Annotated in this window: 15 protein-coding genes; all 15 read left to right on the top strand. The window is 46.5% G+C overall.

Going from position 1 to position 17,209, the window contains the following annotated elements:
* Positions 1–70: 70 nt before the first annotated feature.
* The 15 genes from blaP (at position 71) to LQ247_RS07000 (ending at position 17,168) form a co-directional block, all read left to right on the top strand.
* Positions 71–994, top strand: a complete 924-nt coding sequence (blaP, locus tag LQ247_RS07070; protein WP_020449992.1) for a class A beta-lactamase BlaP — start codon at positions 71–73, stop codon at positions 992–994.
* A 342-nt stretch (positions 995–1,336) separates the two neighbouring features.
* Positions 1,337–3,088: an alkaline phosphatase D family protein gene (locus LQ247_RS07065; protein WP_020449993.1), complete on the top strand. Its 1,752-nt coding sequence runs from the start codon at positions 1,337–1,339 to the stop codon at positions 3,086–3,088.
* Positions 3,089–3,110: 22 nt separating this feature from the next.
* A complete protein-coding gene (locus tag LQ247_RS07060) occupies positions 3,111–3,323 on the top strand; it encodes a twin-arginine translocase TatA/TatE family subunit (RefSeq protein WP_020449994.1) in 213 nt (70 codons plus the stop codon).
* Between the two features lie 75 nt (positions 3,324–3,398).
* Positions 3,399–4,133: a twin-arginine translocase subunit TatC gene (tatC, locus tag LQ247_RS07055; RefSeq protein WP_020449995.1), complete on the top strand. Its 735-nt coding sequence runs from the start codon at positions 3,399–3,401 to the stop codon at positions 4,131–4,133.
* 194 nt (positions 4,134–4,327) lie between these two features.
* On the top strand, positions 4,328–5,254 hold the full coding sequence (gene kdgD, locus LQ247_RS07050) for a 5-dehydro-4-deoxyglucarate dehydratase (protein WP_020449996.1): 927 nt from the start codon (positions 4,328–4,330) through the stop codon (positions 5,252–5,254).
* 20 nt (positions 5,255–5,274) lie between these two features.
* Positions 5,275–6,741, top strand: a complete 1,467-nt coding sequence (gucD, locus tag LQ247_RS07045; protein WP_020449997.1) for an alpha-ketoglutaric semialdehyde dehydrogenase GucD — start codon at positions 5,275–5,277, stop codon at positions 6,739–6,741.
* A 40-nt stretch (positions 6,742–6,781) separates the two neighbouring features.
* Positions 6,782–8,158: an MFS transporter gene (locus LQ247_RS07040; protein WP_020449998.1), complete on the top strand. Its 1,377-nt coding sequence runs from the start codon at positions 6,782–6,784 to the stop codon at positions 8,156–8,158.
* Positions 8,159–8,195: 37 nt separating this feature from the next.
* On the top strand, positions 8,196–9,563 hold the full coding sequence (gudD, locus tag LQ247_RS07035; protein WP_231005805.1) for a glucarate dehydratase: 1,368 nt from the start codon (positions 8,196–8,198) through the stop codon (positions 9,561–9,563).
* A gap of 106 nt (positions 9,564–9,669) precedes the next feature.
* The gene (locus LQ247_RS07030; RefSeq protein ID WP_154495802.1) at positions 9,670–10,371 is read left to right on the top strand and encodes a FadR/GntR family transcriptional regulator; all 702 of its coding nucleotides are present in this window, start codon (positions 9,670–9,672) and stop codon (positions 10,369–10,371) included.
* Between the two features lie 88 nt (positions 10,372–10,459).
* Complete coding sequence (gene garD, locus LQ247_RS07025; protein ID WP_033155080.1) at positions 10,460–11,986, top strand: galactarate dehydratase; 1,527 nt, start codon at positions 10,460–10,462, stop codon at positions 11,984–11,986.
* Positions 11,987–12,297: 311 nt separating this feature from the next.
* Positions 12,298–13,008, top strand: coding sequence for a hypothetical protein (locus LQ247_RS07020; RefSeq protein ID WP_020450001.1), 711 nt, complete (start codon positions 12,298–12,300; stop codon positions 13,006–13,008).
* 1 nt (position 13,009) lies between these two features.
* On the top strand, positions 13,010–14,932 hold the full coding sequence (locus LQ247_RS07015) for a DUF6792 domain-containing protein (protein ID WP_231005803.1): 1,923 nt from the start codon (positions 13,010–13,012) through the stop codon (positions 14,930–14,932).
* Positions 14,933–14,947: 15 nt separating this feature from the next.
* Positions 14,948–15,301 carry a hypothetical protein gene (locus LQ247_RS07010; protein ID WP_020450003.1) on the top strand — a complete coding sequence of 118 codons (354 nt, stop codon included), beginning with the start codon at positions 14,948–14,950 and terminating at the stop codon, positions 15,299–15,301.
* A gap of 252 nt (positions 15,302–15,553) precedes the next feature.
* The gene (locus tag LQ247_RS07005) at positions 15,554–16,231 is read left to right on the top strand and encodes a response regulator transcription factor (protein ID WP_126430477.1); all 678 of its coding nucleotides are present in this window, start codon (positions 15,554–15,556) and stop codon (positions 16,229–16,231) included.
* Between the two features lies 1 nt (position 16,232).
* Entirely contained in the window at positions 16,233–17,168 is a 936-nt protein-coding gene (locus LQ247_RS07000) for a HAMP domain-containing histidine kinase (protein WP_023857761.1), read from the top strand.
* The last annotated feature ends 41 nt before the right edge of the window (positions 17,169–17,209 follow it).

The raw sequence follows: 17,209 nt of genomic DNA, 5'->3' as shown, positions 1-17,209 counted from the left end.
AGGGATAGTGGAAAGAGTGCTTCATCTGGTTACGATCAATCAAATATTCAAACGGAGGGAGACGATTTTGATGAAATTATGGTTCAGTACTTTAAAACTGAAAAAGGCTGCAGCAGTGTTGCTTTTCTCTTGCGTCGCGCTTGCAGGATGCGCTAACAATCAAACGAATGCCTCGCAACCTGCCGAGAAGAATGAAAAGACGGAGATGAAAGATGATTTTGCAAAACTTGAGGAACAATTTGATGCAAAACTCGGGATCTTTGCATTGGATACAGGTACAAACCGGACGGTAGCGTATCGGCCGGATGAGCGTTTTGCTTTTGCTTCGACGATTAAGGCTTTAACTGTAGGCGTGCTTTTGCAACAGAAATCAATAGAAGATCTGAACCAGAGAATAACATATACACGTGATGATCTTGTAAACTACAACCCGATTACGGAAAAGCACGTTGATACGGGAATGACGCTCAAAGAGCTTGCGGATGCTTCGCTTCGATATAGTGACAATGCGGCACAGAATCTCATTCTTAAACAAATTGGCGGACCTGAAAGTTTGAAAAAGGAACTGAGGAAGATTGGTGATGAGGTTACAAATCCCGAACGATTCGAACCAGAGTTAAATGAAGTGAATCCGGGTGAAACTCAGGATACCAGTACAGCAAGAGCACTTGTCACAAGCCTTCGAGCTTTTGCTCTTGAAGATAAACTTCCAAGTGAAAAACGCGAGCTTTTAATCGATTGGATGAAACGAAATACCACTGGAGACGCCTTAATCCGTGCCAGTGTGCCGGACGGTTGGGAAGTGGCTGATAAAACTGGAGCGGCATCATATGGAACCCGGAATGACATTGCCATCATTTGGCCGCCAAAAGGAGATCCTGTCGTTCTTGCAGTATTATCCAGCAGGGATAAAAAGGACGCCAAGTATGATGATAAACTTATTGCAGAGGCAACAAAGGTGGTAATGAAAGCCTTAAACATGAACGGCAAATAAAAACATTGCGATGAATCCGTCAAAACATCATCTTACATAAAGTCACTTGGTGATCAAGCTCATATCATTGTCCGGCAATGGTGTGGGCTTTTTTTGTTTTCTCTCTTTAAAGATCATGTGAAGAAAAACGGGAAAATCGGTCTGTGGGAAAGGACCGGGTTTTTGTCGAAATCATAGGCGAATGGGTTGGATTGTGACAAAATTCGACACATCTATTGGCGGTGCGACTTGATGGACCATCAACCGCGTCCCTCCTCCTGTTTACAATACTTTACAGTTCATTAATAAACTCTGCCTATAATAGAACCCGATCAATCATTTGTATAGAGAGGGGTAATACGAATGACACATGAAGGACCGCTGGAGGAATGGATGAAAAAGCTGAGCGAGGAAAGCCTCAAGGACAATACGTTTGACCGCCGCCGTTTTATTCAAGGGGCCGGCAAAATAGCCGGGCTTTCGCTCGGACTTGCAATTGCGCAATCGATGGGGGCAATGGAAGTCAATGCAGCACCGACATTCTCCGAATATCCGTTTACACTTGGCGTAGCATCGGGAGATCCGCTTTCTGACAGCGTCGTGTTGTGGACAAGGCTGGCGCCCGATCCGCTAAACGGGGGCGGGATGCCGAATGAAGCTGTATCCGTGAAATGGGAGGTCGCGGAAGACGAACGCTTCCGCCGTATCGTCAAACGGGGAACCGAAAAAGCGACACCGCACCTTGCACACTCGGTACATGCTGAGGTATCCGGACTGAAACCGAATCATGTGTACTATTACCGCTTTAAATGCGGCAGCCAGCTGAGCCCCGTCGGCAAGACAAAAACGCTTCCGGCGGCAGGGGCAGATGTTGCTACATTCACATTCGCTTTTGCTTCATGCCAGCAGTACGAACACGGCTATTATACCGCCTATCAGCATATGGCGAAGGAAAAGCTCGATCTTGTGTTTCATCTCGGCGACTATATTTATGAGTACGGTCCGAATGAATATGTTTCAAAAACAGGCAATGTCAGGACACACAGCGGTCCTGAAATCATGTCGCTGCTTGATTACCGAAACCGCCATGCCCAATACCGTTCAGATGCAAACTTGAAAGCCGCGCATGCCGCCTTCCCGTGGGTTGTCACATGGGACGACCATGAAGTGGAGAACAACTACGCGAATGTCATCCCTGAAAAAGGCCAGTCAGTAGAAGCGTTTATTAAACGGCGCGCCGCCGCATACCAAGCTTATTACGAGCATATGCCGCTCCGCCGCAAATCCCTGCCGAACGGTCCTGATATGCAATTGTACCGGAATTTTTCCTACGGAAATCTGGCGGACATTAGCGTGCTTGATACCCGTCAGTATCGCGATGACCAAGCCAATGGAGATGGCAATAAGCCTCCTTCTGATGAATCGAATGATCCGAAGCGGACGTTGCTTGGAGCCGAACAGGAGGCTTGGCTGTTTGACAACCTGAGTCGTTCCGGGGCGCACTGGAACATTATCGCACAGCAGATTTTCTTTGCGCAATGGAACTTTGGGACAAGCGCGGCGCCGATTTACAGCATGGATTCGTGGGACGGATACCCCGCTCAGCGCAAGCGGGTGATCGACTTCATCAAATCTCAAAAACTGAACAACATCGTCGTCCTCACCGGTGATGTGCATGCCAGCTGGGCAAATAACCTGCTCGTTGACTTTGACAATCCAAAATCGGACATCTTCGGTGTGGAATTCGTCGGGACGTCGATTACATCTGGAGGAAACGGCGCTGATAAAAGAGCGGATACGGATAAGATTTTATCGAACAATCCTCATATAAAGTTTTTCAATGATTACCGCGGCTATGTGCGCTGTACGGTCACACCGGAAGAATGGCGGACAGATTACCGCGTGGTCCCATATGTGACAGAACCGGGTGCCGCGATTTCGACAAGAGCTTCCTATGTTTATCATAAAGACTACACAGGGCTGAAACGGACCGCTTCCAACATTGTGCCTGGAGGCGTGAAGAAGTCAAACGAAGTCGAAGAAGACCGTTTCCTCGCACATACAAGAGCCCATCAGAAGCAAGTGAAGCAAAAGGAGAAAAAAGTAACCCAGTAATCAATGAAAGGATGACAGCAAAATGCTTTCAAATATCGGTATTCCGGGTCTCATCCTGGTTCTGGTAATTGCGCTGATCATTTTCGGGCCTTCAAAGCTTCCGGAAATCGGCCGGGCTTTTGGAAAAACGCTGACCGAATTCAAAAGCGCGACAAAGTCATTAGTATCTGCCGATGACAATGAGATCGGACAAGAGACTAATGTGAAAAAGCAAAGCGATCCATCGGCAAAATAGATGATCAATAGAGCGGGCGGGTGAACCCGTCTGTTCTTTTTTTCTGTTTAGCATGTGAAGGGGAGGAAGTCGAAGGTGAAAAAAAGGGAAACACATTTGATTGCCCATCTTGAAGAGCTGCGCCAGCGAATCATTAAAACGCTTCTGACGTTTATTCTGTTTCTCATCACCGGCTTTTTGTTTGTTCAGGACATCTATGACTGGCTGATCAGAGACCTTGATGAAAAGCTTGCTGTACTGGGGCCGGGGGATATTCTTTGGGTATATATGATGATTGCGGGGGTGCTGGCGGTCGCAGCCACCATACCGGTGGCCGCTTTTCAGACATGGCGGTTTGTGGCGCCTGCGCTGACCGACCGCGAACGGAGGACGGCATTATTTTATATTCCGGGGCTGTTCACTTTTTTTATTTTAGGGATTGTATTCGGTTATGTTGTGCTCTTTCCGCTCGTTCTTCAGTTTTTAATCGGATTATCCGCCGGCCATTTTCAAACGATGTTTACGGCGGAGCATTATTTTCGCTTTATGATGAACCTGACACTGCCATTCGGGTTTTTGTTTGAAATGCCCCTCATCGTGATGTTTTTAACGAGCCTCGGGATTTTAAATCCGGCCAAGCTCAGTAAAATGAGAAAAATTTCTTATTTTGCGCTGATCGTCGTATCAGTTGTGATCACACCGCCCGATTTTATCTCGGATGTGTTGGTGATCGTCCCGCTGCTTGTATTATACGAATTAAGCATCTCTTTATCGGCATTGATTTACCGAAAAAAAACCGCTGTGCAACCAGGGGCTGAGGCCCAAGGCTGAAGACGGACCGTGTCTTCAGTCTCTTTTTTTTTGCTTGATATAAAAAAATCAGAAAATAATGATATTGACAATTTGTTTATTTGTCTTACAATTAAACAAAAAGATGAATGGAGGGGTTTTCTAAAACAGAAACATCGCATTTCAACTGAATGATAACGCTTTCTCAGGAAATGAACGACAGGGGGATGACGGAGATGAGTCAATTACGGAAGGCGCCGGAAGGCATATTAGGTTTCCCGGTGGCACCCTTCAACAAGGAAGGAAAACTGGAGGAAGAAGCACTTTACGAAAACATCCGCTTTTTATTGGATGAAGGGCTTGAGGCGGTTTTTATCGCTTGCGGCTCAGGAGAATTTCAGTCTCTCAGCGCAAAGGAATATGAGCAAATGGTCGAAATTGCCGTCTCGGCGGCGGGCGGGAAGGTGCCTGTTTACACAGGAGTGGGCGGCAACTTGAGCACCGCTTTGGAATGGGCGCGGATTTCCGAGGAAAAAGGGGCTGACGGCTATCTGATTCTCCCGCCATACTTGATACACGGAGAGCAGGAAGGCCTCTATCAGTATACGAAAACAATCATTGAAAGCACGGATTTAAACGCCATCATTTATCAGCGAGACAATGCGGTTTTGACACTTGAACAGATTCAGCGGCTGACCGATCTCGAGCAGCTTGTCGGGCTCAAAGACGGCATAGGGGATATGGCGTTGAATATCAGTTTGTCGTATACGATAGGAGACAGGCTGGGCTGGCTCAACGGAATGCCGATGGCTGAAGTCACGATGCCGGCCTATGCTCCGATTGGCTTCACGTCTTATTCTTCGGCGATATCCAATTATATTCCTCATATTTCAAGGATGTTTTATGAGGCATTATTAAACGGCAACGACCAGCTTGTCAAAGAGATTTATGAGCATGTCATCATGCCGATTAACGAGATCCGCAAACTTCGGAAGGGCTATGCCGTGTCTTTGATCAAAGCCGGTATGGAAATCATGGGCCTTCATGTGAAAAACACGGCGAGACCGCCGATCGTTCCGGTGGAAAAAGAACATTGCCGGCAGCTCGAAAACATTCTGAAAAACGCGATGGGGCGTTATCCGAAAACGACCGCTGCCCTATAAACAAAAGGAGGAATTTGAAGATGTCTGTTGCAGCTGAAAATAAAACGTATTTTAACTTTATCAACGGCCGCTGGGTGAAGGCTGAATCGGGCGGGATGGAACAGAGCTTGAACCCGGCAGATACACGGGATATCGTCGGGCTTGTGCAAAAATCTTCGATTGCGGATGTAGACCGGGCGGTTGAAGCGGCCAAGCAGGCCAAAAAGGCTTGGAGAAAGCTGTCGGGAGCGGAGCGCGGTCAATTTCTTTACAAGGCCGCTGATATCATGGAACAGCGCCTCAATGAAATTGCCGAGTGTGCGACGCGTGAAATGGGGAAAACACTGCCTGAAGCAAAAGGAGAAACAGCGCGGGGAATCGCGATTCTCAGATACTATGCCGGAGAGGGAATGCGGAAAACGGGCGATGTGATTCCCTCCACCGACACATCCGCTTTCATGTACACCGACAGGGTGCCGCTCGGTGTCGTCGGCGTCATCTCGCCTTGGAATTTTCCCATTGCCATCCCAATTTGGAAAATGGCGCCTGCCCTCATCTATGGAAACACGGTCGTCATCAAGCCGGCTACAGAAACCGCAGTCACCTGCCTTAAAATTATCTCGTGCTTTGAAGAAGCAGGGATTCCGTCAGGCGTGGTCAATGCGGTGACAGGGCCAGGATCATCGGCCGGCCAAAGGCTTGCCGAACACCCGGATGTGAACGGAATTACATTTACAGGGTCGAACCAAACCGGAAAAATTATCGGCCGGACGGCGTTTGAAAGAGGGGCGAAGTATCAGCTTGAGATGGGCGGCAAAAACCCGGTGATCATAGCAGATGACGCCGACCTTGATAGTGCGGTTGAAGCGGTCATCAGCGGAGCGTTTCGGTCGACGGGTCAAAAGTGTACGGCGACAAGCCGCGTCATCGTCTTAAACGGTGTTTATAACCGGTTTAAAGAAAAGCTGCTTCAACAAACAAAAGAAATTACAATCGGCGACAGCTTAAAAGAAGATGTCTGGATGGGACCGATTGCGAACAAACAGCAGCTTGACAACTGCCTGTCCTATATTGAAAAAGGAAAGCAAGAAGGAGCGGACCTCATTTTCGGCGGCGATAGGCTGGCAGATGGAAAATACGAAAACGGCTATTATATCAGGCCAGCCATTTTTGACAATGTCACTTCCGGCATGACGATTGCCCAAGAAGAAATTTTCGGCCCGGTCATCGCATTAATCAAGGCGGATACACTTGAGGAAGCTTTGGAGACGGCCAATGACGTCAAATTTGGCCTGAGCGCCTCCATTTTTACGCAAAACATCGGCTGGATGCTGTCATTCATAGATGAAATTGAAGCGGGGCTCATTCGCGTCAACGCCGAAAGCGCCGGTGTCGAACTGCAGGCGCCATTCGGCGGCGTTAAACAATCGAGCTCACATTCACGGGAACAGGGGGAGGCAGCAAAAGAATTTTTTACAGCTGTGAAAACCGTATTTTTCAAACCGTAAATCAATCGTTTCGGTACAAATGAATAAAGGAGAAGATGCTATGAAAAAAAATCGTGCAGCCTCCCCCCATACCGCGGGGAAAAGAAGTTCTGTCCGCTGGTTTGTCGTGTCTATGCTGTTTCTCGTCACATCCATTAATTATGCCGACCGTGCGACACTCTCGATTGTCGGCGATTCTGTGCAGCATGAGCTTGGGCTGAGTTCGGTGGCGATGGGGTATGTCTTTTCCGCATTTGGCTGGGCGTATGTTGTCGGCCAAATTCCCGGAGGCTGGCTGCTCGACCGCTTTGGGTCGAAAATCATCATCGCTGCCAGCATCTTCTTTTGGTCATTGTTTACCCTTTTGCAGGGAACGCTTGGCTTTTTCGCCGCGGGAACGGCCGTTATCCTTTTATTTGCGCTCCGGTTTCTCGTCGGTCTGTCAGAAGCGCCGTCCTTCCCGGGCAACGGCCGGGTGGTGGCTTCCTGGTTTCCAAGCTCTGAACGCGGAACAGCATCGGCGATCTTCAACTCGGCGCAGTACTTTGCACTTGTCATTTTTTCACCGCTGATGGGGTGGCTCGCCCACTCATTCAGCTGGCATACGGTTTTTGTCATTATGGGTGCTCTGGGGATTGCGATGTCGTTTATTTGGCTGAAAACGATTTACGAACCCAAAAAACACCCGAGAATCAATGCCGCCGAACTGGCGTACATCGAAGAAGGCGGCGCGCTTGTCTCGATGGATGAGGGAAAGAACGCGGAAAAGAAGGAAAAGGAGTCCCAATGGCCTTACATTAAGCAGCTTTTAAGAAGCAGGATGCTGCTCGGGGTGTATATCGCCCAATACTGCATCACAACGTTGACCTATTTCTTTCTGACCTGGTTTCCGGTCTATCTCGTTCAGGCACGCGGCATGTCGATCCTTGAAGCGGGTTTTGTCGCATCGCTTCCTGCAATCTGCGGATTTTTAGGAGGATTGCTGGGCGGGTTCGTGTCAGACTTCCTTTTGAAAAAGGGCTGCTCGATAACGGTTGCCAGAAAAACACCGATCATCCTCGGCATGCTGATGTCCTGCTCAATGATCGTATGCAACTATGCAGATTCATCTTGGCTGGTCGTTTCCATCATGTCGCTTGCCTTTTTCGGAAAAGGATTTGGCGCGCTGGGCTGGGCGGTTGTGTCAGATACCTCGCCAAAGGAGTGTGCCGGCTTGAGCGGCGGCATCTTCAACACCTTCGGAAATATTGCGTCCATCACGACACCGATTATCATCGGATATATCGTGAATGCGACAGGCTCATTTAACGGAGCGCTTGTGTTTGTCGGTGCCAACGCGATTGCCGCGGTATTAAGTTATCTGTTTCTCGTCGGGCCGATCAAGCGCATCGAACTGCAGAAAGAGGAAGACCCTGCGGACACCACTTTATCCACATGAAATGTAAGCGCTTTAACAAGAGGGAGGCTAAATCGATATGAATACAAACATCCACCAGCATGTAAAAGAGGAGAAAGCATCGCAAACACCGTCAATTGCTGATATGCAGGTCATACCCGTGGCAGGGCGCGACAGCATGCTTTTGAATTTAAGCGGAGCTCACGGCCCCTTTTTCACACGGAATATCGTGATTTTAAAAGATTCATCAGGCGCTCTCGGTGTCGGCGAAGTTCCGGGCGGCGAACGGATCCGCCAGACGCTGGAGCAGGCGAAGCCGCTTGTCATCGGTCAGCCGCTCGGCGCTGTTCAATCGATTTTGCAGTCTGTCAGGCGTCGTTTTAAAGACCGGGATGCCGGAGGCCGCGGGGTGCAGACCTTTGATCAGCGGACGACAATACACGCAGTGACCGCATTGGAAGCGGCTTTGCTCGATTTGCTCGGGAAATTTCTCGGCGTCCCTGTAGCGTCGCTCTTGGGGGAAGGCCAGCAGCGGGAAAAAGTGAAGATGCTCGGCTATTTGTTTTACATCGGCGACCGAAAGCGCACAACGCTTCCCTATATTAGTGAGCAAGAGGCAAGTGACGATTGGTTCCGCCTCCGCCGCGAAGAAGCGTTGACACCCGGGGCGATCGTCCGTCTTGCTGAAGCAGCTCAAGAACGATACGGTTTTCAAGATTTTAAATTAAAAGGCGGCGTCCTTTCGGGAGAAGAAGAAATCGAGGCGGCATCCGCTTTGGCAAAACGGTTTCCCGAGGCGAGAATCACCCTTGACCCGAATGGCGCGTGGTCATTGGAAGAAGCGATTGCGCTTTGTAAGGGAAAACGGGATGTGCTCGCCTACGCGGAAGACCCTTGCGGAGCGGAAGCCGGATACTCGGGTCGGGAAATCATGGCCGAATTCCGCCGTGCGACAAGCATTCCGACAGCGACGAATATGATTGCGACAGACTGGCGGCAAATGGGGCACGCGATACAACTGCACGCTGTTGATATACCGCTGGCAGATCCGCATTTCTGGACGATGCAGGGATCTGTCCGCGTTGCCCAAATGTGCCATGAATGGGGGCTGACGTGGGGTTCTCACTCCAATAACCATTTTGACGTCTCATTGGCCATGTTCACCCACGTTGCCGCAGCAGCTCCCGGCGACATCACGGCGATTGATACGCATTGGATTTGGCAGGATGGACAGCGTCTGACAAAACAGCCTTTTTCAATTGCTGACGGATATGTCCAAGTTCCTGATCAGCCGGGGCTCGGCATTGAAATCGACATGGAACAGGTGGAAAAAGCAAATGAACGGTATGAGAAAATGAAAGCAGGCGAGCGGAATGATGCCGTTGCCATGCAGTTTTTGATTGAAAATTGGCGTTTCGACCCTAAACGTCCTTGTCTTGTTCGTTAATTGCGGAAACAGCGGTTTGAGAGGCCCCTAGCCGACATTGTCATACGCGATATTTTGTCTTACAATATGAACAACTGAAAGGGGGCCCACAGTCGTGGAAGAAGATATGGAAACATTGCAGGTCGAATCAGTCAATCGCAAGACATTGGCGAAACAGGTTGTAGAACGAATCGTCCATTTATTATCAAGCGGCCAATTGAAACCGGGGGACAAACTGCCGACGGAGATCGAGCTCATGGAAAAACTGAATGTGAGCAGACCCGTTCTCCGCGAAGCTTTAATATCACTCGAAACGCTCGGAATTATTAAAAGAAAAACCCGGGACGGCACGTATTTTAATGATAAAATTGGCATCCAGCCGTTTTCTGTCATGCTGGCTTTGGCGGTTGATAATTTGCCGGCCATTATTGAAGCGAGGATGGCGCTGGAACTCGGGCTTGTCACGATCGCCGCAGAAAAGATCAATGACAGTCAGCTCGAAAGGCTGCAGGAAACGATCGATATCATTGCAAACAGCACGGATAATCATTATGGAGAAGCAGATAAAGAATTTCACCGGATTATCGCTTTGAGCGCGAACAACCCGGTGCTTGAGGGCATGATTCAATCACTCTTGATCACACACGCCAAAATCGACAGCCAGATTCCATACAGGGAAAGGGACCGGACTGTCGAATATCATACGAATATTTTGAAAGCCCTTCAACAAAGGGACCCATATCAAGCCTATCACCATATGTATGAGCACTTAAAATTTGTACGTGACAAAATACTGAATGGTCTTCGTGATGAAAAAAACAATCATTAAGTTGTTTGACAGCGCTTTCTAACATGTGCCGCAGCGGGAGAAGGGCTGTGGAAAGGCGCTGATCGAAAAGGGGAGTTGATCAATACTTATGCTTGTCAATCAAACTGAAACCCCGCTGTACATTAAGGTGAACGAAAAAGACAATACCGCAATCATCGTCAATGCCGGCGGACTGCCGAAAGGGACGGTGTTTCCTTGCGGGCTTAAACTGCAGGAGCGGATACCTCAAGGTCATAAAGTGGCTTTAACGAACATTACACAGGGCGGAGCCGTTATTCGCTACGGTGAGGTTATCGGCTATGCCGTCAAACCAATCGAAAAAGGCGGGGGGATTTCCGAGTCGCATATCATGCTTCCGGAAGCTCCGCCGCTCGATGAACTGCCCATCGCCAACAAAGTTCCAAAACCCGCTCCCCCTCTTGAAGGGTACACATTTGAAGGATACCGGAATGAAGACGGGAGCGTCGGCACGAGAAACGTGCTTGGCATTATGACAAGCGTGCAATGCGTCGCAGGCGTTCTCGATTACGCAGTTAAACGAATTAAAGAGGAACTGCTTCCAAAATATCCGAACGTTGACGGTGTCGCTGCATTAAATCATCAGTACGGCTGCGGTGTGGCGATTAATGCGCCGGAAGCCAAAATCCCGATCCGAACGATTCAAAATATCGCCAGACACCCTAATTTCGGCGGGGAAGCGATGGTGATCGGACTCGGCTGCGAGAAGCTCCTTCCGACGAGGATAGAGCCGGAAGGAGACGCTGAAAACATTCTTTCATTGCAGGAACGGCGAGGGTTTGAGCAAATGATACAATCGATTATGGAAATGGCCGAAGAGCGCTTAAAAAGGCTGAATGAACGGAAGCGGACAACATGTCCCGCTTCAGACCTGGTGATTGGCCTTCAGTGCGGTGGCAGCGACGCTTTCTCAGGAGTGACCGCAAACCCCGCGGCGGGATATGCGGCCGACTTACTCGTCCGGGCAGGGGCCACGGTTTTATTTTCGGAAGTCACCGAAGTCCGCGATGCCGTTCATCTCTTAACACCGCGCGCTGTCAATGAAGAAGTCGGCCGCGCCCTGATTCGGGAAATGGCTTGGTATGACCGCTATCTGGAAAGAGGCGAATCAGACCGAAGCGCCAATCCGTCGCCAGGGAACAAAAGGGGCGGGCTGGCAAACGTGGTTGAGAAATCGCTCGGCTCGATCGCGAAATCGGGAAGCAGCCCGATCAATGCCGTACTCGCGCCAGGTGAAAGGGCTGTACAGAAGGGACTCACTTTTGCAGCGACACCTGCAAGCGATTTTGTATGCGGCACCCTGCAACTGGCTTCGGGCATGCATTTGCAAGTATTTACAACCGGAAGAGGAACGCCGTACGGCCTTGAAATGGCTCCGGTTATGAAAGTGGCAACCCGGCAGTCATTATCAGAAGATTGGCGCGATTTAATCGACGTTAACGCCGGACGGATCGCAACAGGTGAAGCTTCAATAGAAGAAGTCGGCTGGGAAATTTTCAGGACGATCCTTAACGTCGCAAGCGGAAGGAAAACATGGGCGGAACATTGGGGACTCTCCAATGACTTGTGTTTGTTCAACCCCGCGCCTGTGACTTGATCGAAAAGCACCTTGATAAGGTGCTTTTTTAATTGTGAACTCGTTTTTAACAAGAAGTATAAAGTGGTTCTTTTTTCATATTTCCTCTTTGGTAAACTAAACCGCAGTACCTTTCGGAATCTTGGCGCATCAACCATACTGCCTGTTTTTTCAGAGGGCCGGCATACGATTTGCAGGGTGGTGATTCTTATTTCCTATTTATCTAATTTATTCCATGTTGTAACATAAAAAAGTATCATTTTCAAGCATGTCATTCGCATTAAAATGAAGTGCTTGCAGCTTAACTTAAAAGCCCTTGGAGGTTTAATAAAATGAAAAAGATGATGATATTGTGTTTTTCTATAATACTAATCTTTACAGGAGGATGCAGTATGAACGACAGCCAAAACGGCAAGAACGGCAATCAAGAAGAAGCGGTCAAGCCGAAAGATATGGACCCGAAAGACCTCCCGCAGGTTCCGGCGTTCCAGGATGAGAAAACAAGAGAATACATGGCATCAACAAAGGAAGTCGAGCCGGGCTATTATTTGCTTGAGTCTAAACTGAAAGGGTTTACGATGTTGTTTCCGGAGGATGGGAAATATGATGACAATTTATCCTCTCTCGGAAAAGATGAAGAGATAATCTCTTTTTATAGCTACGATGAAAAAACGAATGTTTCTCTTAATGCTTCTGTAGAATATTACCTAAATCAATCTTTCATCAATAATCCAAATGAAATGTTAGAACAAGTGAGGGAGGAAAATGGATATAAAGGACAATTTGAAAAGTTCCAGGAAAAAGATAAGGATATTTATTTTGCGTATATGAAAACTGTTCACGACGATACAAATCAAAAAAATAATGAGACTCATTCCTATATTGGTTATATAAATAAACAGAATTATGTTGGCATACAATTTACATTTGACTTTACTTGTCTAAAAAGTTCTAAACCTTGTTCACTTGATGTTGATTCTGCTGAAAAGAAAGCTAAGAAGTTAGTCAAATCCATCGTATTTTTAACTGGTAAGGAGAAATAGGATGGCAACTAAAAATATATTTGAAAATGAAAATGTGAAACTTCGTATAATAAACCTGGAATACAGCTATAAAAATAGGTTTGCTTCAAATAATCCAAATGAAGTGAAAAAAGCTAAAGATAATTTCGAGGCAGATGTTCGCAGAATTTATAAAGAGGAAACAAATCATGAACTTAAAGAAAATATAGAGATTTTTACGTCAAAAGAAATTCTAGAACATAGTAAGGATAAAACAATCAGTCAATCAGGCTATGATGGAACAGCTATTCATATAAAGGATAAGACAAAACATATCGATCAGCTCCACATTATTTCCGAGGGCAGCGCCGATAATGAAGATTGGAAATATAATTTCTTTGGATTGTTTTTGGGAATGGATAACAGACAATATAAGGCTACAAGGGAATTTTCAAGGGCCTCCAAGAGAAAGGTCGGTAACTCTAAAGAGTTAAAAACTTATGCTATGGGCCATTCTCTCGCAAACAATAACCAAGTTTTAGTGCAGTTAGTTAATGGTGAATTTGATGAGGTTTATGGTGTAAATGGGGCCCAAATAAGTGTAGATCACTTATTGTTGATTGATAAGAAAATGGCAAGGGAACTAAGAAAGAAGTATCAAGTAAACGATTTATCAACAATCCCAAAAGACAGACTCAAAAAAGCCATCATCAAATACTACAACGACAAAGGCGTCACAGCCAACATCACCCAGCGCATTTCCAGTAACGATCCGCTCTACGGTGTCAGCGGGAAGGCTGATTTTATTACGTTCGGCGATGTGAAGATGACGAACACACACCCGGATATAAAAGGATTCCGAAGTGTCATTGATCATATTCCTGATGAAGATGTGAGCAAACTGAAAGGGTACTTTCAAAAATATGCTGCTGATTATCGAAAGGGCGGCATTCAGGGTTTTGCTATGGAAGCAATCGGCGTAGATATGGATTTTTTAAACGGAATAATGAATGAAGAGGGTACAGCTCAGCAAATAGCATATTGCTTGAAACATCCGGCCCGCCTCTTGAATATGGTGGGTGCACTTGATAAAAAGCTGCCAGAGTTTAAAGCATTTTTTGCGAAAGTCAAGGCCTACAGCGGCCCTGTTCTCAATCAGCTTGAAGCAAACGGTTATATTGATGAAGCGAAAAAAAAGACCATTCAAAAAGACGTTGCCGAAGTAGAGCGACTGACAGGAAGGCTTGACGTTTTATATGAAAAGATCAAATTTCTTGTCGACTGGAAGACTGTCATATTTACTCTAAATAATAGACAACTCTCTCAATCACTAATGAAAAATTTAATCGAATTTTATTCAACTTATAAAGCATTGGAAGAAGCCTTAGGCAAACTGGATCAAGACACAAAAGACCTTCTCAATCTTATTGGCGAAGGCCACAGCATCACCCCGCTTCTAAACGCCCTATCCAAAAAGAAAGGCATCAGCTACAAAGGAGGAGACATCTATTTTTCTAAGAAAGGCAAGGACGGAAAAGAGATAAAGGTCAATCTGTCATCTGCCATCAGGATTTACCAGGCGGGGATGGCTGCCATTTCAAAGATTGAGGCTGAAATTGAACGCTACCAACGTGTTTTCCACCATGAAATCCACGATCATTTCGCAATTGAAAAATCTGAGTTGACAAAAGCCATTCATGACATGGAAGCCAATCCTTCCCGCTACCAATTCGACATTCAGTTCAAGCTCGCCTCAGGCTTCGCCGGATCAAACGGAAAGCTGAATAAAATCGTCGTCCACGACTCGTACCACACGGCCCCGCTTCCTCAGTGCGACGGCGTCGTCAGCGAATTAAAAAAACAAACCTCCAGCAAAAAGAAATTTGTAAAAAGCATTCGCGCCAGCATTGAAAAATTGTTCGATGAAGATGAGCAAATTTCGGCGCTGTTTGATTTTAAGGCATAGGGGAGGGGGATTAAGATGGTAAAACCGTTATTGGAGGAAACTGAAACAGTTTCAGCGACATATATGTTTTTAAGCAGTATTTCAGCAAAGGATAAAGCGGCCCGGCTGAACGCGCCGCTGAAAAGCGTTTTAAAAGAACTGAAAGAATTTGATAAAGTGCTAAAAAGCGAAATCGAAGGGCAAAAAGGTATGATGATCACGAAAATTAAAGAAGAATTAGATCACAAAAGTGAAAACCGCAAAACCGTCATCACCCGGATGAAATCAGACAACGAGCAGTTTGCAAACAGTTATCATGACATGATTGAAACTTTGCGGAAGCAAAACGTAACACTTTACTATAAAAAGAATAAGCCCCTTGATCAATAAAAGATGACCCCTGACATCAGAGGTCATTTTTTTGTTCCAATGACTTGTGTTTGTACAACCCCGCGCCTGTGACTTGATTCGTGTTAGTGGGAAAGTAGATTGGTATCAGTCAATAGATCCGGAAGCTACAAGAGGATTCAACTAGAAATATAAATAATTTTTGTAAAAAACACACGTTTTTCAATTACAATGAGTGTAATTGCACGTGTGTTTTTATGTTGAAAAGGATGGGTGAACAAGATGCAGCGCATATTGCTTATTGAAGATGATCATTCGATCAGTGAAATGGTCGATCATTATTTAACAAAAGAAGGGTTTGAGGTCGTGCTTGCTTTTGACGGAGAAGAGGGCGTTCGCTTGTTTCAGCAGGGCAATTATGATGTGATTCTGCTCGACATCATGCTTCCTAAACTGAACGGGATGGATTTTCTGAAATTGATCCGTGAACAGAGCAAGGTCCCGGTTTTAATGATTTCTGCAAAAGACGGGGATGTCGATAAAGCGCTGGGGCTGGGTTTTGGTGCGGATGATTATATTGCCAAGCCGTTTTCGATGATCGAACTGACCGCAAGAATAAAAGCCGCCATTCGGCGCGCAACGCAGTATTCCGCCAGTGAGCCGGCAAATCAAAAACTACGTATTCACGAGCTTACGATTGATATAGAAAATGTATCCGTACAAAAAAATGGTGAACCGCTTCAGCTGACATCAACGGAATGGAAGATGCTGACCTTGTTTGTGACAAACCCTAAAAAAGTATTCACAAAAGAACAAATCTATCGTTCGGTTTGGAATGAGGATTATTTTGGCGATCAAAATATTATTAACGTCCATATGAGGCGCTTGAGGGAAAAGATAGAGGATGATCCTTCCTCTCCGCAATATATTAAAACGCTTTGGGGCATCGGTTATAAATTAGGAGAGTTTTAGCATGACAATGTTATGGATTGGCATGCTGATGATTTTGGCGTCTCTCAATATCGTTCAATATAAAATGAAAAAACAGCGGGACCAAAACTTGAAGTACATCACGGAAAAGCTCAGTATGATGCTAAATGAGCAGGCGGCTGATCAAATTTTATTAGGAACGGATGATAAAGTACTGCGGGATCTGCTCGTGCAAATGAACCTGTTTGTTGAGGAGCGTCAACGCATAACAGCCCGCTTTGCAAAAACGGAGCAGTCAATGAAACGAATGCTGACCAATATGTCCCATGATCTGAAAACCCCGCTGACTGTTGTGCTCGGATATATCGAGGCGATTCAAAATGACTCGGATATGGCGGAAGAAGAGCGTGAAAGGCTGCTGGAAAAACTTTATCAAAAAACAGGAGAAATCATTCAGCTGATGAATTCTTTCTTCGACTTGGCCAAACTCGAATCAGAAGATAAGCAAATACTGCTCACGAAAATACATATCAACGAAATATGCAGAAAAAACATTCTCCAACACTATGATGCCGTTCAGGCAAAAGGTTTTAAAGCTGTCATCGACATCCCGGATACCCCGGTTTATGCACATGGAAATGAAGAAGCGCTTGACCGGGTTCTGCAAAACCTTTTATCAAATGCGATTCAATATGGTGCAGATGGAAAGCTGATCGGATTGTCCCTTACATATGATGACACGCAGATTGTTATTACGGTTTGGGACCGTGGGAAAGGGATTGGCGAGTATGATCAGCAGCGGGTGTTCGAAAGGCTGTACACCCTTGAGGAATCGAGAAATAAAGCGTTCCAGGGAAGCGGGCTCGGCTTAACAATTACAAAAAGGCTCATTGAGAAAATGGGAGGGGGCATCTCTCTCCAAAGCAAGCCGTATGAACGGACAGCGTTTTCCATCACGCTAAAACGAATGACCTATTAGCAAACGTAAGAATTTCTTAAGAAACAAGAAATAAAAAAGAC

This window comes from Bacillus sp. BS3(2021), assembly GCF_021043345.1.
Taxonomy (GTDB): domain Bacteria; phylum Bacillota; class Bacilli; order Bacillales; family Bacillaceae; genus Bacillus; species Bacillus paralicheniformis.
This window is presented reverse-complemented; position numbering and strand designations above follow the sequence as displayed.